The following is a 19597-nucleotide window of genomic DNA, read 5'->3' as shown; positions in this document are numbered from 1 at the left end:
GCGGACCGCATTGCCATACAAATCGAACTGACTCCCGCGTTCTATCGCGGAGCCGACTCCTCGAATCGGGAAAGACATCATGAAAAAAGTATTAATCCTTGGCGCCAGTGGTCAGATCGCGCGCTGGGCAGTACGCATGCTGGGAGAGCAAACGGACGTCAGGCAAACACTACTGATTCGCGACCCCAAAAAATTGACCGGAAAAGAGCCCGCGAACGCGAGCGTAGTGATCGGCGATGTATTGGACAAGAAACTTTTGCATCGAGTCATGGAGGGCCAGGACGTGGTGTATGCCAACCTGGCCGGTGACGTGGACATCCAGACGGAGCACATTCTGGCCGCCATGAAGGCCACCAACGTCAGGCGGCTGATCTTCATTAACTCCCTCGGGATCTATGATGAGGTACCAGGAAATTTCGGCGAATGGAACCGGCAGGAGATCGGAGCGTATCTGCCGCCATATCGCAGGTCCGCTGATCTGATCGAAGCATCCGATGTGGATTACACCATCCTCCGCGCCGCGTGGCTGCAGGACAACGAAGAAGTGGATTATGAGGTCACCACACGCGACCAACCGTTCAAGGGCACCGAGGTTTCACGTAAAAGTGTCGCCGATCTGGTCGTAGATCTCGTGGAACATCCCGAAAAGCTCGTGCGCGCCAACGTTGGCGTCAACAAGCCGGGAACCGAAGGCGACAAGCCCGCTTTCGTCTGAAACGGAACGCCGGAAGAATCGATATGAAAGTCGACGGCACACTCCACAACGCGAGGAATCGGCATGCGCGGTCGCACAAGCCATCGCACGCAGTCCATAAAGGAGGCTAGTGATCGGTCAATTGGGCGACGAATGCCCTTGTGGCGGCAGTCAATGGGTCGCCACGGCGCGTGCCGATGCAAAGCCGGCGCAACGCCCACGGTTCGTCCAGTGCCACCAGCATCACCTTGTTAAGGTCCTCCACCGGCAGCATGCTCTCCGGCTGAATCATCACACCCAGGCCGGCCTTGACGAGGCTGCGGGCAGCCTCGATCGTATTGACCCGGTACTTCACATTGAGCTGCCGCCCCAGCGCGGACGCCGCGTTACTCAACTGGGTCATCATCGAAGTCGTCGGCGAGATGCCGATAACATTCTGCTCGAGCAGGTCTCGTGTCGTCACACTCGCGCGTCCTCCGAGGCTATGCCCGAGCGGTACGACGGCGACCAGACGGTCGGTTCGATACTCGACGATATCGAATATCGTCCTGTCGATATCGTCGGTTGCGTAGAACATGGCCACGTCCGCCTTGCCAGTGACCACGGCGCCGATCACATTCGTGTTTGCGTCCTCTTGCAACTCGATGTCGACGAGTGGAAAGTCTCGCGTGAATTCCGCTATTTCCCGCGCGAGAAACTGAACGATGATCGTGCTCGTGGAACTGATGCGAATATGGCCACGCACACCCTCCGTGAACTCGGCGACCTCCCGACGCATGACCTCGAGATTCTCGAACATCAAACGCACATGGCGAGCAAGCACTTCGCCAGCAGGACTGGGCACCATGCCGCCGGGCGTGCGCTCGAACAGATCGATGCCGGCTGTTTCCTCGAGATCCTGGATCCGTCTCGTCGCGGCGGACGGCGTGATGTTTTCTCTCACCGCGGCGCGACGCATCTGCTGCTCCTCCACGACGGTGAGAAACAAGCGCAACGTGAACAGATCGACACGTCTGGTCAGATTGTGAAGACTGAACCCCGCCATATCCTCTCCCTCCCTTTGCGCCCCGGTAACATTGCAGGCACGAGCAATTGAGGCTAGAAGGTGTTATGAACTTTCGGCCAGACCTGGTACCCTGGCGGGATGAAGAAACGCAGGCCCTACCCAACGGATGTATCGGATGAAGAGTGGTACTTCGCCGCTCCGTACCTGACATTGATGAACCAGGACGCGCCTCAGCGTCGCTACGAATTGCGCGAGATGTTCAACGCCTTGCGCTGGATTGTCCGCGCGGGTGCACCGTGGCGTCTGCTGCCCAATGACTTTCCGCCGTGGGAGACGGTCTACCAGCAAACGCAGCGCTGGATTCAGGCAGGCTGTTTCGAGGCCATGGTAAATGACCTGCGTTCGCTTATCCGGGTGGCGCAGGATCGCCGGGGTCAACCCAGTGCAGTCATCCTCGACGGCCGCACGCTGCAGTCGACGTGCGAGAGCGGCCCACGCGCAGGCTATGACGGGTACAAGCGCAAGAAAGGCAGCAAGGTGCACATGGCGGTGGATACGTTGGGGCAACTGCTTGCGGTTCATGTGACGCCGGCCAACGAACAGGAGCGTGCACAGGTCGGAGAGCTCGCGCGACAGGTCCAGCAGGCGACGGGGCAGACAGTGAGAATCGCGTTCGCTGACCAGGGCTACACCGGCGAAGAGCCTGCAGAGGCCGCGCGCGATGAAGGCATCGAGCTTCAGGTGGTCAGGTTGCCGGAGGCGAAAAAGGGCTTTGTACTGTTGCCGCGGCGCTGGGTGGTGGAGCGCAGCTTCGGCTGGCTCAACCGCTTCCGCCGACTGGCCAGAGACTACGAGCGATTGCCCGAAACGTTGGCTGGTCTGCATTTCGTCGTGTTCTCCGTGCTTATGCTCGTCCACTTTGCAGCCCTTAGCAAAAGTGCATAACACCTTCTAAGCCCGGGGAGAACCGGCCGTCAACCGGGAAGCCCGCATGCGTTGGCCACAGACTCAGATTACTTTCAGTTCCTCCAACCTGCCAATTTCATCTTCGTTCATGCCCAACCACTCGTGCAGCACATTCGAGTTGTGCTCGCCAAGTTTCGGCGGCGTTTTCGCCTCGGGTTCGGGGACATCCGACATTTTGACAGGATTCCCCGCCACCTCAATGTGTCCCCAGACCGGATCATCGAGCGTCATGAGCATCTTGCGGGCTGCAACGTGAGGACATTCGAACAGATCCGGAACATCGTTGACCGTCGAGCACGGCACACCACCGGCGCGCAGCGTCGCCAGCGCAGTCTCCCGCGATCGATCAGCCAGCCATGCGTCGATCTCGACGTTCAGCGCGTCCAGATGCTGCTTGCGCAACATGCCATCGGCGAATCTCGGGTCACTTGTCAGATCCGGGCGGCCGATCACGTCCGCAAATCGCTTCCAGATGTGCTCGCCCAGCACCGCGATCACGATATAGCCATCTTTTGCGCGATAGGTGCCAAACGGCGCAGTGACGGCGTGGACGCCAGGCGGCGCTGTCCGTTTCGTTGCGGAGTACATGGCAACGGAAATTTCGTTGAGAACCAGTGAGGCGTCGTACATCGAAATATCAATCTTCTTGCCCTTCCCCGTCGTCTGCCGATGCAACAGCGCCAGCACAACGCCATAGAGCGCCAGGACGCCGCACTCGATATCGGCAAGCGAGAAGCCGAGATAGGTCGGCCGATCGCCGGTGCGTTCGGGACGATACATCAACCCGCTCATCGCCTGGCCCACGATGTCGAACGCAGGAAAGTCGCCGTACGGGCTGGGCAATATGTCGTCGTGTCCAAAGCCGGAAATAGCGCCATAGATCAGCCGCGGATTAATCCTGCTCAGCTCTGCATAGCCAATTCCCAGCCTGTCCATGACGTTCGGCCGCAGGTTTTCAAGCACAACGTCAGCTTGCGTGGCGAGTTCCTTAAACAGGCGCTGCCCCTCGGCGTGCTTGAGGTCGAGCGTCACGCTTTTCTTGTTCCGGTTCGTTCGCAGAAATGCGAGGCCGCTCGGCTTGCCATCGGCGCCGGGTCTGACCGGACTTGTGCTCCGCGCAAAATCACCGCCTTCGCGCGCCTCGATCTTGACGACTTCCGCGCCCGCATCCGCAAGCCACATGGAAGCAAACGGCGCCGCGATGAAATTTTCTACGGTCAGTACCCTGATGCCGTCCAACGGACGCCCAACGCGGATTTTATCTTCACCGCGTGAATCATGAAGTGCCTCCTCCATCTTGTCTCCTGTTCGTTCATTGCATAGGGCGGATGCTAGGTGCGCCGGGCGCCGCATTCAAATGCTGATTCGCGAATCCGGCGTTGCGGATTCACGAACGGGCATCTCCAACACAAGTTGCCCCGGATCACCAGATCATCACGCGCGGCGCTCGGACAGCCAGACAATCGCACTCACATGCGTGTACGCAGCGAGGTCCGATTCGAAAAACGTCAACAGGCGATTCGAAAAACGGCACTCGAATTAAGACCTCTGCCTTCCTAATATTGGACATCAGGTCAGGCGGCGCTCCATGGAGTTCGTACGCCCGCCGCCAGTCAGTTACCCGCGAGCTACCGGCCACCTGCGTACCATCCGCAATGTCGTGCGTAGCCGATCGGTGGGCATGCTCGCGCGAATCTCTCCACGATTTGAAGGCAAATTTCGATGAGCAGTCTTGAAGGGAAAGTAGCCGTTGTCACGGGCGGCACCGGCGGAATCGGCAAAGGGATCGCGTTGCAGCTTGCCGCTCGCGGTGCGACGGTCGTGATCAGTGGACGAAATCCGGCAAAGGCAGAGTCGGTGCTTGGCGAACTACGTCAGGCAGGCGGTAAGGCGGATTTTCTGGCCGGTGATGTTCGATCGAAAGCCGATATGGACGCGTTGGCGTCGGAAACTGCCCGCCGCTACGGTGGCATCGACATTGTCGTCGCCAACGCTGGGGGCAATGACGACGAAGCACGTTCTCCCGACGTACGTGGCCCATTCGCCCATATCGACCTCGCACGCGTCGCCGCGCTGGTTGCGGACAATACGGCCGCCAAGCTCCTCCCGGTACAAGCCGTGTTGCCTTTTATGCGTCCGCGCGGCGGCGGCAGCGTGATCTTTGTGACCTCGGAAGGAGGCCGTGTACCGACGCCGGGCCAGACCGCTGTTTCGACGTTCGCCGGGGGGCTGATCCGGGCGAGTAAAGTCATCGCCAAAGAACTCGCTCAAGACAAGATCCGGGTCAATTGCGTCTGCGTGACGGTCGTGCGAGACAGTCCATCCTGGGACGCCGTGTTCGGTGCGCAAAGCAAGGTTTCAGCCCAGCATCGCAAACAATATGAAAAGGTCGTTGCTGGCTGCCCGCTCGGCGTTGCCGCACCACCTGATATCGGCCAGGTCGTCGCGTTCCTGGCATCGGATGAGTCCGCTTACCTCACAGGCGCGACGCTCAGCCCGACTGGCGGACTCACCATTCATTGATCATGCCACGCGGCGTGGCCGCGCTCACCGCATCCGTAATAACACCACAACGCGGTTCGGCATGACGCGTGCACGCCAGTTCAAATACAGTTGGAGGAGACGTAATGCGCGGCATGGTGTTCCAGGGAGATTGCAAGGTCGAAGTGCTCGATTTCGAGGACCCCGTTCCAGGGTACGGCGAAGCCGTCATCGAAATGAAGGCGTCCGGGATGTGCGGAACCGACCTTCACTACTACCGTCACGGCATGGCGGATTCACCGGCCATGCTCGGCATGCTGGATCGAATGGACTCCGAACAGATTATCGGCGGACACGAGCCATGCGGCGTCATTGCCGCGCTGGGGCCCGGTGTCGATCCGAAGGCGCACGGTATCAACGCGAGCAAAGTCGATCCGGTTGAGGCAATCCGCAAGCTGACCGGCGGCAAAGGCGTCTCTTGCGCGGTAGAGTGCGCGGGGGGCGAACTGCCGCGCGCCCAGGCCATTCGCAGCACGGGTGTGTGGGGACGTGTCGTGCTCGTCGCCATCGGCGGAAACGTCACGATAGACGTGATGAAAGATCTGATCGGCAAGCAACGGACACTGATCGGATCATTTACCTTCTCCGAAACCGGTATGAAGGACTGCGCCCGCTTCATCGCCGATCACGGCGTCGAAGTGGACCAGCTCTTTACCGAGGAATGGAGTCTTGAACAAGCTGGTGAGGCCTACGCGCACTTCAATCAACAAACGAGTGGCAAGGGCATCATCGTATTTTGACGACACACCTGACGGTGTCGTCCCGCATCTGAATAGCGCCTTCCAATGAGGGCGATGGAGAATTTGATGACCAAGAGAACAATCGAACTCAAGCATCCTCGAATGTTCTACATTGGCGGGCAGTGGGTCGCGCCCTCCACCTCCGGTACTTTCGACGTGCTCGATTGTTCGACGGAGGAAGTCGTAGCGACGGTTGCAAAGGCCGAGTCGGCGGATATGCACCGCGCCATCGCCGCAGCGCGCGACGCTTTCGACAAAGGGCCGTGGCCCCGGTTGACGCCGCAAGAACGCGCGGTCTATCTCGAGCGATTCGCGCAGCGCCTCGAAGCGCTCAATGACGACTTTGCCCGCGTATGGTCGATTGAGACGGGAATCGTCTACAAGGTTGCCCAACCGCGTCTCGGCTTGTTCATCAGCGGAGCGTTTCGCCAGTACGCGGCGATGGCATCGACTTTCCCGTTCGTCGAAGAACAGCGATCGGTAACAGGGAATCCCGGCTATCGCGTCTACGAACCGGTCGGCGTCGTGGGCGAGATCATCCCCTGGAACGGGCCAGCCGGATTGATGGCCTACAAGACCGCGCCTGCGCTGCTGGCCGGCTGTACGCTGGTGATCAAATCGTCGCCCGAAGCCCCCTGTTCGGCCTACCTGTTCGCCGAGATTTGCGAAGAGATCGGCTTGCCGCCCGGGGTGGTCAATGTCGTGACCGCCGATCGCGACGTGTCCGAGGAGCTGGTTCGCCATCCCGATGTCGACAAGATCACGTTCACGGGATCGACAGCCGCGGGCCGCCGCATCGCTTCGATCGCAGGTGAACGGGTCGCGCGCGTCACGCTCGAACTGGGCGGCAAATCGCCCGCGGTCATTCTCGACGACTACGATATCGAAACCGCTGCGAATACGCTCGGTCCCTCGTACTTCGGCTACAACACCGGGCAAATCTGCCACAGCCTGACGCGTGTGATTGTGCCCCGTGCGAAGCACGATGCCATGGTCGAAGCGTTGTCAACGATCGCGAAGCAGATTGTGGTCGGCGATCCGTTCGCACCGGAGACGACCTCCGGTCCGCTCGCGAGTGCACGGCAACGGGAGACGGTCGAGCGTTTTGTCGCCAGAGGCATCGCAGACGGTGCAACGCTGGCAGCCGGCGGCAAGCGGCCGGCAGATCTGACTCGCGGGTTCTTTTTCGAACCGACGGTATTCGGCAACGTGGACGATCGTTCGACGATCGGGCAGGAAGAAATATTCGGCCCGGTACTGAGCGTCATCCCTGCCGACGACGAGGCCAGCGCGATACGCATGGCCAATGACACGCCGTTCGGTTTGAACGCCGCGGTCTTCACCAACGATCGCGCCAGGGCACTGGAGGTGGCGCGGCAGATCCGCTCGGGTACGGTCGGCCACAACGGACCACGCACGGACTTCTCGATTGGCTTTGGCGGCTTCAAGCAGTCAGGCATCGGGCGGGAAGGCGGCGTGGAAGGTTTGACCGCATTTATGGAGTCGAAGACCATCGTCATGGCTTGACGGCCCCGTTCGACGATCTGTTCGATCGTGGTCTGATCGCCCGCATAGTCCTGCGGCTTGCCGGCAAGCAGGTCGTAAAGCGAAACGCGCAGATCGTCGATACCTCGCTCGATCAGGCGATCCATCAACGCGCACGCGTCGCCGATGCGTAGTGCCCCTGCGCCCGACGCTTCCGGAGAAATACGATAGCCCACGCAGCAGGGACACCGCATCCGCGGTGTCCCTGTGCGATTACAGGTGCTCCTTGAAGAACGGCACCACGCTCTTGAGCGCCAGGGCTACCGGCTCGGGCTTATCGTACAGGTCGTAATGCGACCAACCTTCGGCCACGACGATATGCTTGTCCTTCGATGCAGCGCGGCCGTAAATTTCCCAGCCATCGCGATACGCACCAAAAGCGCCCGGCTTGTCGCCGATCACCACCATCAGCGGCTGCGTGAGCAGCACTTCGGCGTGCAGGAAAGCGTCCCAGCCCATCGCGGCGCTGTTGAACGAGAACAGCCCACTGGTCGCGCCGTTCGGTTTCTGCCCACGATCGGACTTGTAATAGTCCGTGGCTTCCAGCACGTCGATATCCGTCACGCCGTTCTTTCTGCCTTCATCGACCGATGCCGGCAGATAGTTGATGAAGTTGCGCGGCGCACCCTTTGCTTCCGCGGTGCGCTGCTTGCCCATCGCCTCCAGCGCGCCGACGGGATCGAAATTGCTGAACCCTTCGCGAATCAGGCGACCAAAGTTGACGCCGGTGATCGACGTCACCGCCTTGATGCGGTGATCGGTCATGGCCGCATGGATCGTATAGCCCCCCCCGCCGCACACACCGATCGCGCCGATACGGCTCTCATCGACATAGGGCAGCGTGACGAGATAGTCGATGGCAAAGCGGATATCCGACACGCGAATCGACGGGTCTTCGATAAAGCGCGGCGACCCGCCACTGGCGCCCTGGAAGCTCGCATCGAAGGCAATGACGACGAATCCCTCCTGCGCGAGCGCCGCACCGTAGACGTTCCCGGCGGTTTGCTCCTTGCAACTGCCGATCGGGTGCGTGCTTACGATGGCGGGATACTGCCGGGTCTCGTCGAAATCCGGCGGCAGATAAATATCGGCTGCCGTATCCCACCCCAGGTTTTTATAGCTGACGGTGCGAATGTCGTTGACGCTCATAACGGGTCCCGTTTTCTCAATGACCGAGCGTACGCTGGAAGAACGGCACGAGTACCGAAACGGCCTCGTCGACGTACTGTGGCACGTCGTACAACGACATATGGTTTGCGCCTTCGACAACGTGGAGTTGTTTGTCCTTGCTCGCGGCGCGGGCGAGCAGGTCGTCGCTCATCCACTTGCTGCCGGCCACGCTGCCCGCCACGATCTGAAGCGGCTGGGTCAGGAAAGCTTCGGCCTTGTTGTAGGCGTCGTAGGTGATGATCTGGTTGAGGCTGCGGGACGTCATGAAGCCAGGCGCGTTGGGATGCTCGCAACGCGGCGTGTGGTAGTACTCCCAGGCTTCGCGCAGTTCGGCGTTCGGGGCATCTTCCTCGCGCATCGGCGCGAGCGGCAGCGTCGCCAGTTGCGCATTCACGGCGTCGCTCGTGCGCGCCTGCGAACCCGCGCCGATGTAGGCCAACGCGTCCGCATCGGCAACCGTGTTTTCCCAGCCATTGCGGAACATCTGGCCGATGTTGACCGCGCTGACGGTCCCCACGGCCTTGATGCGGCGGTCGTTGATGGCGGCGTTCGCGGTATAGCCGCCGCCAGCGCAGACGCCCATCGCGCCGATCTGCTCCGCGTCGACATACGGCAGCGTCACCAGATAGTCGATTACGGCGCTGATGTCCTCGGTCCGGATGTACGGGTTTTCGAGTTGACGCGGCTCGCCCGTGCTCGCGCCCTGATACGACGCATCGAAAGCAATCGCAACCAGGCCGTTTTCCGCGAGCTTGCGGGCGTACAGTCCGGCGGTCTGTTCCTTCACACCGCCGCCCGGATGCGTGACGACCACGGCTGCGTGCTTGCGGCTCGCATCGAAACCTTCCGGCAGATGGATGTTGGCGGCCATCGTCACGCCCTGGCCGTTGAGGTTCTTGAAGGTCACGCTTTGCATAATCGGTTGGCTCCTGTATGGATAAAGTCCGTTTCGATGGAGTTCATCATAGGCGCGTCTTTGGATAGGAAAAACCGCCTTTTAAACACATCAGTGTTAAGCTAAACTTGACAATATGCCGATTGAAACCTCCCTTCTGCCCGCCCTCGCCTCGTTTGCGAACATTGCCCGTCACCGCAGTTTCACCCGCGCGGCGACGGAAATGGAGGTGTCGCGCGCAGCGCTTTCGCAGCAGCTCAAGGCGCTGGAACAGCAACTCAACGTGCGGCTGCTGCATCGCACGACACGCGATATGTCGCTCACGGAAGAAGGACAGCGTCTGTTCGACACACTCGCGCCCGCGCTCGCGACGATCGAACGGGCGGTGGCTGAGCTTGGCGAAGCGCATGCCGAACCCGCCGGGCAAATCCGCGTGAGCACGTCGCGCATCGCGGCGCGCCTGCTGCTGGAACCGCACATGGCTGATTTCCTCGCGCGCTATCCGAAGCTGCGTCTCGAGTTCGTGATGAATGACGGGTTCTCGAATATCGTGGCCGAAGGTCTGGACGCGGGCATCCGTCTTGGCGAGAGTCTCGACGAACATATGGTGGCTGTGCCCGTCACGCCCATGCTGGAAATGGCCATCGTCGGCTCGCCGGAGTACTTCGCGCGTCACGGCACGCCGGAAACCCCGGCCGATCTCATGCGTCACAATTGCCTCTCCTATCGCTTCACGTCGAGCGGCACGATCGACCGCTGGTCGTTCACCACACCCGGCACCGAGGCCCAGACGGTGGTGTACGAACCCAAGGGCAACGCCATCTTCAACGACGACGACAGCATGCTGCGCGCAGCGATACAGGGCGTCGGACTCGTGCAGCATATCGACCTGTGCGTGCAACATCAGCTAGCCAACGGATCGCTCGTGCGCGTGCTCAGGCCGTGGTGCCGCCCCTTCCCGGGCTTCTATCTCTACGTCCCTTCGCGCTCGCAAATGCCCGCGAAAACCCGTGCGCTCATGGACTTTCTGATCGCACAACGCGAGCAGCTCGAACGGGTACGTGAATCGCGCTGATACGTGTGCGAGGGCGTGAAATGCGTCTTCCCAATATAGGCGAATCAAGCGGGCACGAATCGCTTTCCTGAGCGGCTACCAAAGTACGGAACGCGCGCATCGCACGCATTGCGCCCGCCGATAACGGCGGGTTCAATGGATGTTGATCCGTTCAAATCCGTTTTGGAATTCCGCATGCGATACGAAGAATTCGAGTATCTCCGGTTCGATCCCCAGCCCGACGGCGTCATGCTCGTCACGCTGAATCGCCCCGATTTCATGAATGCCACGAACAACCGGATGCATTGGGAACTCACCCAGGTCTGGGGCGTGCTCAACGGCGATCCGCAGGTCAAGGCAGCAGTCGTCACCGGCGCGGGCGACCGCGCATTCTCCGCAGGTGGCGATCTGTCCGTCGTGGAAGAAATGTCGAACAGCCACGAAGCCACGATGCGCGTGATGAAAGAGGCGTCAGACATCGTCTACAACATGCTGGCCTGCGAGAAGCCCATCATCTCGGCGATCAACGGCACGGCGGTGGGCGCGGGCCTCGCCGTGGCGCTGCTGGCCGATGTGAGCGTGATGGCGGAGGACGCGCGTCTGACCGACGGTCATACGCGCCTGGGCGTCTCCGCGGGCGACCACGCCGCGATCGTCTGGCCGCTGCTATGCGGCATGGCCAAGGCGAAGTATTACCTGATGACGGCCGATTTCGTCGATGGCAAGGAAGCGGAGCGCATCGGCCTCGTCACGTTCTGTGCACCTCGCGTAGAAGTCCTGACGAAGTCGCTCGGCATCGCGGCCAATCTCGCGCGCGGCAGCCAGAGCGCCATTCGTGCAACCAAAAAGTCGCTCAACAACTGGATGCGCCTCGCCGGACCGATTTTCGACAATTCCCTCGCAATGGAAATGCTGTGTTTCCTTGGCGAGGATGTGAAGGAAGGCCTGGCCGCGCTGCGCGGAAAACGCCAGCCAGATTTTCCGTCAGCCCGCTTACCCTCGTAGCGCGCGGCCGGATTGCCCGACGCGCCACCCTGCGCGTTTTACCTAACTAATAATAGTTAATGACATGAGACAACTGACCCTGCTGCTGGACGGTATGACGCACACCGAAGGCGCGCGCTGGCACGACGGACGCTTCTGGTTCAGCGATCTGTACTCCGAACGAGTGTGCTCGATCCTGGAGGACGGCAGCGATCTGCGCACCGAAATGCACGTCCCCGAGTGCCCTTCCGGCATCGGCTGGCTGCCCGATGGCCGCCTGCTCGCCGTGTCCATGCACGATCGCAAGCTGCTGCGGCGCGAGCACGATGGCGCCGTGGTGGTCCATGCCGATCTGTTCCCCCATCTGGAATTCGAGCCGAACGACATGGTCGTGGACGCGCAAGGCCGCGCGTGGGTGGGCAATCTCGGCTTCGACGTCATGAAGCTGGCGCCCCGCCGCCCGGCCCGGCTGGCGCGCGTCGATCCGGACGGCACGGTCACCGTGGTCAGCGAAGGGCTGCATTTCCCCAATGGCCCGACCGTGATCGACCACCGCACGCTCGTGGTCGCGGAATCGTTCGGCAACCGGCTCTCGGCCTTCGACATCCAGCCCGATGGTTCGCTATCGGCACGCCGGGACTGGGCGCGCTTTGGTCCGGTGCCGCAAAACGAGGACGTGATCCAGTCGATGGCCGAAATCACCGTGGCGTCGGACGGCATCTCGCAGGCCGATGCCGAAGGCGCTATCTGGGTCGCGGACTTCATCAAGGCGCGCGTACTGCGCGTGGCGCCGGGCGGACGCATTCTCGAAGAGATCCAGACCGGCGATCGCAACTGCTATGCGTGCGCCCTCGGCGGCGCGGATGGCCGCACGCTGTTCCTGTGCGTCACGCCCGCCGATTTCAATCCGGACGTGCGCCGCGCCAATCCGCTGAGCGCCGTGCTGTCCACTCGGGTCGACGTTGCCGTCGCCTGAGCGCATTGCCATTTCCCATGGAGACTTCATGACGAATTCATCCAACCCGGCTCAAGCCGCCCGCGCCAAAGCGCTCGCCTGGATCCTGCAAGGCGGCAAGCGCCTGCTCATCGGCGGACAGTGGATCGAGGCAGCGTCGGGCAAGACCTTCGAGGTCATCAACCCGGCGACTGAAGAACGGCTCTGCCATGTGGCCGAGGCCGACAGCGCCGACGTCGATGCAGCGGTGATCGCCGCACGCAAGGCCTTCGAAGCGCCGTCCTGGGCCACGCTGTCACCGCACGCGCGCACCCGCGCGCTGCTCAGGATCGCCGACAAGATCGAGCAGCACATCGACGAACTGGCCGCGATCGAATCGCTCGATAACGGCATGCCGCTATGGTTCGCCCAGGGCGCGGTGACGGCCACCGTCGACATCTTCCGTTACTACGCGGGCTGGTGCTCGAAGGTGCTGGGCACCACGATCCCGTCGGACGGCAGCACGCTCATCTATACGCTGCGCGAACCGCTGGGCGTGTGTGGCCAGATCATTCCGTGGAACGTGCCGATCCTGATGGCGTCCATCAAGTTCGCCAATGCGCTGTGCTGCGGCAACACGGTGATCCTCAAGCCCGCCGAACTGGCGTGCCTGACCTCGATCCGGCTTGCTGAGCTGATCCAGGAGACCGACCTGCCGCCCGGCGTCATCAACGTGCTGCCCGGATTCGGCGCGACGGCGGGCGCCGCGCTCGCCCAGCACCTGGGCGTGGACAAGATCGCGTTCACGGGCTCCACGGCCATCGGCAAGCAGATCGTGCGCGACGCCACGTCGAACCTGAAGAAGGTGACGCTGGAACTCGGCGGCAAGGCGCCCAACGTGGTCTTCGCCGACGCCGACATCGAAAAGGCCGTGCAGAGCGCCGTCAAGACCTTTTGTGGCAACTCGGGCCAGGTGTGCTCAGCGGGCACGCGCCTGTTCGTGCAGGAGAGCATCCACGACCAGGTGTCGGAGCGCGTGGCGCAACTGGCGGCCACGTGGAAGGCCGGCGACCCGTTCGCCGCCGATACGAAGCTCGGGCCGTTGATCTCGGCGAAACAACGCGAGCGCGTGTGGTCGTACATCGGCGCGGGCCAGGAAGGCGGCGCGTCACTGCGCCTGGGCGGCAACGCGTGGAGCGGCGCGGGCTACTTCGTCGAACCCACGGTGTTCGACAACGTGCGCAACGGCATGCGGATCGCGCAGGAGGAGATCTTCGGCCCCGTGCTCTCGATCATCCCGTTCAAGGACGAGGACGACGCCGTGCTGCAAGGCAACGACACCAGCTACGGCCTGTCCGCCGCGGTCTGGACGCGCGACGTGTCGCGCGCCCACAAGGTCGTGCGCGCGCTGAAGGCCGGGCGTCTGTGGATCAACACGTTTGGCGAGTCCGATCCGGCGATGGCGTTCGGCGGCTACAAGCAATCGGGCTGGGGACGCGAATTCGGCCAGGAATCGATCGAGGCCTACACGCAGACGAAATCGATCATGGTCCGCATGTGATCGCGGCTTTCCAAAACAAACGTCAAGGAGACACGCCGTGGATATGAGCACGCCTACGTTCGTACAAGGCGCCAAAAAACTGCTGATCGGCGGGCAATGGGTCGAGCCCGGCTCGGGCCAATATATCGACGCCATCAATCCCGCCACGGGCGAGCGGCTATGCCAGATCGCCCGTGGCGATGCCCCGGATGTCGATCGCGCCGTGGCCGCCGCACGCCGCGCCTTCGAAGGGCCGTGGAGCCGTTTCACGGCACACGAGCGGCGCAAGCTGCTGCTGCGCGTGCACGACGTCATCCTCGACAACTTCGACGAGCTGGCGTTGATCGAAACGCTCGACATGGGCGCGCCGCTCGCGCGCACGCGTGGCTACAAGGAATGGCTTTCGCAGCTCCTGCAGTTCTATGCCTCGCAGACGGGCGCGGGCACAGTTACGGCAAGCCCGCTGTCCATCGCGCCGAACTTCACGGCGCTCAAGCACCTGATGCCCGTGGGCGTGGTCGGCGGCATCATCCCCTGGAACGGCCCGCTGATGGGCCTGTGGTGGATCTACGGTCCGGCGCTCGCGACCGGCTGCACGGCTGTGCTCAAGCCCGCCGAAGATGCGTCGCTGTCCTCGTTGCGCGTATCCGAACTGATGATGGAAGCCGGTGTACCCGACGGCGTCATCAACGTCGTCACCGGCTACGGCAAGGACGTGGGCGAAGCGCTGGCCGGGCACATGGGCGTGGACCGCGTGGCCTTCACGGGTTCGGTGGGCACGGCACAGGCAATCGTGCGGGCCTCGGCCGGCAACCTCAAACGGCTGCAACTGGAACTGGGCGGCAAGTCGCCCGACATCGTGTTTGCCGATGCCGATCTCGACAAGGCGGTGCCAGGCGCGTCGATGGGCGTGTTCACCAACACGGGCCAGGTCTGCGTGGCGGGCACGCGCATTCTCGTGCAGCGCGCCGTGCACGACGAATTCGCGCAGCGCATGGTCGCGTTCGCCAAAACCATCAAGATCGGCGACGGCCGCGAGCCGGGGACCCAGATCGGCCCGCTGATCTCGCAGCGCCAGCTCGAACGCGTCATGCACTACGTGGATATCGGCGGCAAGGAGGCCGAACTGGTACATGGCGGTCGCCGTCTCGGCGGCGAATTGACTAACGGCTTTTTCGTCGAGCCCACGGTCTTTGCCAACGTGCGCAACAACATGACCATCGCGCAGGAGGAAATTTTCGGCCCGGTGGCGTCGGTGATTCCGTTCGACTCCGCGGAGGACGCGCTGCAACTCGCCAACGACACGCCGTATGGCCTCGCAGGCGGCGTGTGGACGCGCGACCTGTCCACCGCGCACAAGGTCTCGCAGGGCATCCGCTCGGGCACGGTCTGGGTCAACTGCTATGGCGTGATCGACCCCGCCGTGGGTTTCGGCGGCACGAAGATGAGCGGCTATGGCTGGAAAGGCGGCAAGGAGCACGTGGAAAGCTTCCTCTACCCCAAGGCCACCTACATCAATCTGGACTGACTGGACTGACGATAGACGCGCGGCCCAGCCGCCGCGCATTCCAGTCACGAAAACAATTCAGGAGACACACATGAAAGGCATCGTCTTCAGGGGCGACAAGAAACTCGACATCCTCGATTTCGACGACCCCACGCCCGGCCCGCTCGACGCGGTCATCGAAATGAAAGCCTCGGGGATGTGCGGCAGCGATCTGCACTTCTATCGCAACAAGCCCGCCGACGTCATCAAATCGCTGGGCTTCAAGGACCTGGCGTCGCGCGGCATGTCGGAGGACACGCCGATCATCGGCGGCCACGAGCCGTGCGGCCAGATCGTCGCGCTTGGCGCGGCAGTCGATGCGCGCGCCTTCAAGGTGGGCGATCGCGTTGCGGTGTTCCACTACGAAGGCTGCCAGCACTGCGACCATTGCCGCACGGGCTGGACGCAGATGTGCAGCCACGGCGCGGATATTCATGGCGTCATCAAGCACGGCGGCCACGCGCACTACATGCGGGTGCCCGTGACCTCGCTCGTCCACTTGCCCGATGAGGTCTCGTACGCCACGGGCGCCGCCGTTTCCTGCGGCACCGGTACGGCCTGGGGCGCGCTGCTGCGCCTGAACATCAGCGCGCGCGACACGCTCGCCGTGTTCGGACTCGGGCCTGTGGGTCTATCGGCGGTGCAACTGGCCGCGGCGATGGGTGTAGAAGTCATAGGCGTCGACATTTCCGCCGACCGTGTGGAACGGGCCAGGGAATTTGGCGCGGCGCACGTGATCGACGGCAGCAAGGAAGATCCGATCGAAGCTATCCTCAAGCTGACCGGCGGCATGGGCGCGACCTGCGCGATGGACTGCGCGGGCGGCGACACCCCGAAGCAGCAGGCGGTGCGCTGTACGCGCCCGTGGGGACGCATCGCACTCGTCGCCGTAAACGGCAATCTCAACGTGGACGGCATGAAGGACGTGATCGGCAAGCAGCGCACGATCCTCGGCTCGTACACGATGTCCGAAGTCAGCATGAAGGACTGTATCCACTTCGTCGCCAATCACGGCGTGGACGTGGACAAGCTGTTTACCGACCGCTGGAAGCTGGAGCAAGCTGACGAAGCGTATCGTCTGTTCGACGCGCAGGCGGGCGGCAAAGGCGTGTTCCTGTTCTGATTTCCCGAATTTCCAGATTGCATCCTGAAAGCAAGGAGACACGCGTGACCACCGCGCACGAAACCCCATCCCCCACTCCGGCCAACTGCCCGCCGCTGGAGCGGGAAGTCGTTCGCTTCATTCAGGAACTGAAATACGAGCATCTCGACGCTCGCGCGCACGCCGGTTTGAACCGCCTGCTGCGCGACCAGATCGCCTTGCAGATCGGCATCTCGAAGATGCCCTGGTCCGAGCAACTGCTCAAATACGCCATGGCGCAGCAGCGGCCGGGCAAGAGCCGCGTGAGCGCCTCGGCCGTGACGATGAGCGCCGCGGACGCCGCGTTCGTCAACGGCTCCTATGGCCACGGCTTCGAATACGACGACGCGCACGGCCCCAGCTACAGCCATCCGGGTAGCTGCGTGATCCCGGCAGCGCTCGCGATTGGCGAGGAGTTGGGTTCGTCGCTCGAAGACGTCCTCACGGCGATGGTCGCCGGTTACGAGGTCTACGCGCGCCTGGGCGTGCTGGCCCAGCCCGAACTGTTGCAGCGCGGCTTTCATCCGCACGGCACGCTCTCGAATTTCGGCGCGGCCGCCGTCGCCGCCAAACTGCGCGGCTTCGATGCGGAAACCACGCTGCACGCGCTGGCCATTGCGTTGAGCCACGTCTCGGGCACCACCGAGTACACCTCCACTGGCGGCTCCATCAAGCGCATCCATGCGGGCATCGGCACGCGCAACGGCATGCAGGCGGCCGACATGGCGCGTGCGGGCATTACCGGCCCGCGTGCGTTCCTGAGCGGCAACAAGGGATTTTTCCGCACCTTCCTGCAGCGCGCGGCGGGCGACGCGCCCGAGCGGCGCTTTGCACTCGATCAGCCGTTCGAGGTGAGCACCGTCTGGCTCAAGGCTTATTGCGCGTGTTATTGCACACATGCCTATATCGACGCACTACGCCCGTTCGCCGCGCGCCGCGACGAGATTGCCGATGTGCATCTGAAGATCACGCCGCATTTCAACGTCGTGGTCGGGACGGCCAATGCCAACGCCTATGAGCCGAAGAACATCGAGCACGTGCAGTTCAGCCTGCCCATCCAGGCCGCCTTCGCCTTGCTCGGCAAGGGCAACGGCTTCCTGATCCATCGTGACTATCTGGCGGGGAACGTGGACATGGCGCCCGTCATCGCGATGGCGCGCAGCATCCGCATCAGCGAAGAGCCCGCGCTGGAAAAACAGTATCCGGGCCGATTCGTGGCCGACGTGACCGTGACGTTCAAGGACGGCCGCGCCGAGCATGTGTTCGTCGAAAACCCGATCGGCACCGACCGTAACCCCATGCCCGAGCAGGAGCAGGACGCCAAGTTCATGGAGCTGACCCGCGATATTCTGGGTGAAGGGCGCGCCCAGAAACTGCTGGCGACGCTGCGCACACTCGATCCCGCGATGCAGACTGCCCAACTGACGGAGATGTGGGCGACGTAACGACAAACGGCTGGTTGAGCAGGATCCCCCTGCCCGCCAGCCGTTTTTTCTTGAGTCCCGGCTTTACATGCCCGAGTAATTCGGACCCCAGGCTCGCGTCCTTGAACGTCAGATGCGCGGGCTGATCTTTCTACTCATGTGGGACTGTCGTGCTTTGTCAATGGCACGCTCAAGCTGGCCGCGTCAAATGACGTTGCGCAGTCGCAGACCGGCGATGGCCTGGGCGTCGTAGCCGACACCGGCCAGAATCTCATCGGTGTGTTCGCCCGTCAGCGGTGCCCGCGTGCGGATCTCGGGCGGCGTGCGCGACAGCGAGACAGGCGTGGCGAAAATCGGCACCTTCTTCGGCGCGCCGGGGTAATCCATCCAGTGAATCAGGTTGGCGGCTTCGATGGTCTTGTCCTCCAGCGCCTCGCGCGGCGAATTGACCGGACCCGCGGGAATGCGCGCCCTTTCGAGTTGCGCCAGTGCTTCGGCCTGCGAAAGATCCTGGCACCACGCTGACATCACCTCGCTCAGAAACTCGCCGTGCTCGCCGCGCAGCCGGTCGTCGGCAAAGCGTGGATCGTCGAGCAGCTCGGGGCGCGCCACAAGCTGCGTCCAGCGTTTGAACATGGGCCGCCCGATCACCTGAGTAATGAACCAGCCGTCCTTCGCCTTGAAGATATCCGAGGGCGCGTAGCTGGACGCCCGGTTGAGCGTGGCGGCGCGGTCGAGACCCAGCAGCGCTTCCTCGATCAGCGCGCCGCTGGCCATGTTCAGCCCCGTGCACAGCAGCGATGCACTGACCTCCTGGCCCATGCCGCTGCGCTTGCGCTCGTAGAGCGCGAGCACGGTGCCCAGCGCGCAGGAAAAGGCGGTGGCGAAATCCACCACGGGCACCATCGCCTTTTGGGGCTGATCCGGCGTGCCCGCGATGTGCACCGCGCCGCTCAGCGCCTGGCCCACGCCGTCGAAGCCCGGCCGGTCGCGCACCGCCTCGCTGTTGCCGAACGCGTTGGCGGCCACGAGGATGATGTCGGGCTTGATGCGGCAGAGGCTCTCGTAGTCGAGCCCGAGGCTCGCGAGCGTGCGCGGCGGCATGTTGGCGATCACCACGTCGGCGTCGGCCACCAGCCTGCGAACAATGTCGCGCCCTTCCTCGCTATCGAGATCCAGCGTCATGGAGCGCTTGTTGCGGTTGACCTGCAGAAATAGCGCGCCCTCGCCTTGCTCCGTCACGGGCACGATAAAGCGGTCTTCGCCACCGCCCACGCGGTCGACGCGGATCACCTCGGCGCCATAGTCGGCCAGCAGCGCCGAGCAGTACGGCCCAGCGATAAAGCGGCCAAAATCGAGAACCTTGATGCCTTCGAGCACTTTCATTTTTCTCTCGCATGAGAATCGGCTTGACCCG

Annotated in this window: 18 protein-coding genes; 13 read left to right on the top strand and 5 right to left on the bottom strand. The window is 62.6% G+C overall.

The window, feature by feature from the left end; translation table 11 throughout:
• The first annotated feature begins 79 nt into the window (after nucleotides 1-79).
• A complete protein-coding gene (locus E1956_RS16160) occupies nucleotides 80-715 on the top strand; it encodes an SDR family oxidoreductase (RefSeq protein WP_134750945.1) in 636 nt (211 codons plus the stop codon).
• A gap of 106 nt (nucleotides 716-821) precedes the next feature.
• On the opposite strand, the gene E1956_RS16155 is transcribed toward E1956_RS16160, so the two are convergent.
• The gene (locus E1956_RS16155; RefSeq protein WP_134750943.1) at nucleotides 822-1739 is read right to left on the bottom strand and encodes a LysR family transcriptional regulator; all 918 of its coding nucleotides are present in this window, start codon (nucleotides 1737-1739) and stop codon (nucleotides 822-824) included.
• A gap of 99 nt (nucleotides 1740-1838) precedes the next feature.
• Here E1956_RS16155 and E1956_RS16150 point away from each other — a divergent pair, with 99 nt between their 5' ends.
• Entirely contained in the window at nucleotides 1839-2645 is an 807-nt protein-coding gene (locus tag E1956_RS16150) for an IS5 family transposase (RefSeq protein WP_134750941.1), read from the top strand.
• Between the two features lie 63 nt (nucleotides 2646-2708).
• On the opposite strand, the gene E1956_RS16145 is transcribed toward E1956_RS16150, so the two are convergent.
• Nucleotides 2709-3962, bottom strand: a complete 1254-nt coding sequence (locus tag E1956_RS16145) for a CaiB/BaiF CoA transferase family protein (RefSeq protein WP_167760042.1) — start codon at nucleotides 3960-3962, stop codon at nucleotides 2709-2711.
• Between the two features lie 426 nt (nucleotides 3963-4388).
• On the opposite strand from E1956_RS16145, the gene E1956_RS16140 reads away from it, so the two are divergent.
• The 4 genes from E1956_RS16140 to E1956_RS46125 all read left to right on the top strand — a co-directional run bounded on the left by E1956_RS16140 (nucleotide 4389) and on the right by E1956_RS46125 (nucleotide 7626).
• Nucleotides 4389-5189 carry an SDR family NAD(P)-dependent oxidoreductase gene (locus E1956_RS16140; protein ID WP_197732879.1) on the top strand — a complete coding sequence of 267 codons (801 nt, stop codon included), beginning with the start codon at nucleotides 4389-4391 and terminating at the stop codon, nucleotides 5187-5189.
• A 104-nt stretch (nucleotides 5190-5293) separates the two neighbouring features.
• Complete coding sequence (locus E1956_RS16135; protein WP_134750935.1) at nucleotides 5294-5947, top strand: zinc-binding dehydrogenase; 654 nt, start codon at nucleotides 5294-5296, stop codon at nucleotides 5945-5947.
• Between the two features lie 66 nt (nucleotides 5948-6013).
• The gene (locus E1956_RS16130) at nucleotides 6014-7474 is read left to right on the top strand and encodes an aldehyde dehydrogenase (protein WP_134754476.1); all 1461 of its coding nucleotides are present in this window, start codon (nucleotides 6014-6016) and stop codon (nucleotides 7472-7474) included.
• Nucleotides 7471-7626: a hypothetical protein gene (locus E1956_RS46125; protein WP_167760041.1), complete on the top strand. Its 156-nt coding sequence runs from the start codon at nucleotides 7471-7473 to the stop codon at nucleotides 7624-7626. Before E1956_RS16130 ends, E1956_RS46125 begins: the two co-directional genes overlap by 4 nt.
• Nucleotides 7627-7705: 79 nt before the next feature.
• Here the strand turns inward: E1956_RS46125 and E1956_RS16125 are convergent, their stop codons facing one another.
• Together E1956_RS16125 and E1956_RS16120 are read right to left on the bottom strand one after the other, a co-directional pair.
• Nucleotides 7706-8641: an alpha/beta hydrolase gene (locus E1956_RS16125; RefSeq protein ID WP_134750932.1), complete on the bottom strand. Its 936-nt coding sequence runs from the start codon at nucleotides 8639-8641 to the stop codon at nucleotides 7706-7708.
• Nucleotides 8642-8657: 16 nt separating this feature from the next.
• Entirely contained in the window at nucleotides 8658-9578 is a 921-nt protein-coding gene (locus tag E1956_RS16120; protein WP_134750930.1) for an alpha/beta hydrolase, read from the bottom strand.
• 115 nt (nucleotides 9579-9693) lie between these two features.
• On the opposite strand from E1956_RS16120, the gene E1956_RS16115 reads away from it, so the two are divergent.
• The 7 genes from E1956_RS16115 to E1956_RS16085 all read left to right on the top strand — a co-directional run bounded on the left by E1956_RS16115 (nucleotide 9694) and on the right by E1956_RS16085 (nucleotide 18201).
• Nucleotides 9694-10632 carry a LysR family transcriptional regulator gene (locus E1956_RS16115; protein ID WP_134750928.1) on the top strand — a complete coding sequence of 313 codons (939 nt, stop codon included), beginning with the start codon at nucleotides 9694-9696 and terminating at the stop codon, nucleotides 10630-10632.
• A 174-nt stretch (nucleotides 10633-10806) separates the two neighbouring features.
• Nucleotides 10807-11616, top strand: coding sequence for an enoyl-CoA hydratase/isomerase family protein (locus E1956_RS16110; protein ID WP_134750926.1), 810 nt, complete (start codon nucleotides 10807-10809; stop codon nucleotides 11614-11616).
• 64 nt (nucleotides 11617-11680) lie between these two features.
• Complete coding sequence (locus E1956_RS16105) at nucleotides 11681-12571, top strand: SMP-30/gluconolactonase/LRE family protein (protein WP_134750924.1); 891 nt, start codon at nucleotides 11681-11683, stop codon at nucleotides 12569-12571.
• A 28-nt stretch (nucleotides 12572-12599) separates the two neighbouring features.
• On the top strand, nucleotides 12600-14090 hold the full coding sequence (locus E1956_RS16100; RefSeq protein WP_134750922.1) for an aldehyde dehydrogenase family protein: 1491 nt from the start codon (nucleotides 12600-12602) through the stop codon (nucleotides 14088-14090).
• Nucleotides 14091-14133: 43 nt separating this feature from the next.
• Nucleotides 14134-15597 (top strand): aldehyde dehydrogenase family protein, encoded by a 1464-nt coding sequence (locus E1956_RS16095; protein WP_134750920.1) that lies wholly within the window; start codon nucleotides 14134-14136, stop codon nucleotides 15595-15597.
• A gap of 70 nt (nucleotides 15598-15667) precedes the next feature.
• Entirely contained in the window at nucleotides 15668-16738 is a 1071-nt protein-coding gene (locus E1956_RS16090) for a zinc-dependent alcohol dehydrogenase family protein (protein WP_134750918.1), read from the top strand.
• Nucleotides 16739-16782: 44 nt separating this feature from the next.
• The gene (locus E1956_RS16085; RefSeq protein WP_134750916.1) at nucleotides 16783-18201 is read left to right on the top strand and encodes an MmgE/PrpD family protein; all 1419 of its coding nucleotides are present in this window, start codon (nucleotides 16783-16785) and stop codon (nucleotides 18199-18201) included.
• Between the two features lie 183 nt (nucleotides 18202-18384).
• Here the strand turns inward: E1956_RS16085 and E1956_RS16080 are convergent, their stop codons facing one another.
• Nucleotides 18385-19566, bottom strand: coding sequence for a CaiB/BaiF CoA transferase family protein (locus tag E1956_RS16080; protein ID WP_134750914.1), 1182 nt, complete (start codon nucleotides 19564-19566; stop codon nucleotides 18385-18387).
• Nucleotides 19567-19597 lie beyond the last annotated feature (31 nt).

The organism is Paraburkholderia pallida (assembly GCF_004524855.1).
Lineage (GTDB): Bacteria > Pseudomonadota > Gammaproteobacteria > Burkholderiales > Burkholderiaceae > Paraburkholderia > Paraburkholderia oxyphila.
Note: the sequence above shows the minus strand (reverse complement) of the source record. Positions and strands in the feature narration are given on the sequence as shown.

Bases quoted from the DNA above. Each gene is read 5' to 3' on its own strand.
- E1956_RS16160 (WP_134750945.1), top strand. From the start codon at position 80: ATGAAAAAAGTATTAATCCTTGGCGCCAGTGGTCAGATCGCGCGCTGG.
- E1956_RS16155 (WP_134750943.1), bottom strand. From the start codon at position 1,739: ATGGCGGGGTTCAGTCTTCACAATCTGACCAGACGTGTCGATCTGTTC.
- E1956_RS16150 (WP_134750941.1), top strand. From the start codon at position 1,839: ATGAAGAAACGCAGGCCCTACCCAACGGATGTATCGGATGAAGAGTGG.
- E1956_RS16145 (WP_167760042.1), bottom strand. From the start codon at position 3,962: ATGGAGGAGGCACTTCATGATTCACGCGGTGAAGATAAAATCCGCGTT.
- E1956_RS16140 (WP_197732879.1), top strand. From the start codon at position 4,389: ATGAGCAGTCTTGAAGGGAAAGTAGCCGTTGTCACGGGCGGCACCGGC.
- E1956_RS16135 (WP_134750935.1), top strand. From the start codon at position 5,294: ATGCGCGGCATGGTGTTCCAGGGAGATTGCAAGGTCGAAGTGCTCGAT.
- E1956_RS16130 (WP_134754476.1), top strand. From the start codon at position 6,014: ATGACCAAGAGAACAATCGAACTCAAGCATCCTCGAATGTTCTACATT.
- E1956_RS16125 (WP_134750932.1), bottom strand. From the start codon at position 8,641: ATGAGCGTCAACGACATTCGCACCGTCAGCTATAAAAACCTGGGGTGG.
- E1956_RS16120 (WP_134750930.1), bottom strand. From the start codon at position 9,578: ATGCAAAGCGTGACCTTCAAGAACCTCAACGGCCAGGGCGTGACGATG.
- E1956_RS16115 (WP_134750928.1), top strand. From the start codon at position 9,694: ATGCCGATTGAAACCTCCCTTCTGCCCGCCCTCGCCTCGTTTGCGAAC.
- E1956_RS16110 (WP_134750926.1), top strand. From the start codon at position 10,807: ATGCGATACGAAGAATTCGAGTATCTCCGGTTCGATCCCCAGCCCGAC.
- E1956_RS16105 (WP_134750924.1), top strand. From the start codon at position 11,681: ATGAGACAACTGACCCTGCTGCTGGACGGTATGACGCACACCGAAGGC.
- E1956_RS16100 (WP_134750922.1), top strand. From the start codon at position 12,600: ATGACGAATTCATCCAACCCGGCTCAAGCCGCCCGCGCCAAAGCGCTC.
- E1956_RS16095 (WP_134750920.1), top strand. From the start codon at position 14,134: ATGAGCACGCCTACGTTCGTACAAGGCGCCAAAAAACTGCTGATCGGC.
- E1956_RS16090 (WP_134750918.1), top strand. From the start codon at position 15,668: ATGAAAGGCATCGTCTTCAGGGGCGACAAGAAACTCGACATCCTCGAT.
- E1956_RS16080 (WP_134750914.1), bottom strand. From the start codon at position 19,566: ATGAAAGTGCTCGAAGGCATCAAGGTTCTCGATTTTGGCCGCTTTATC.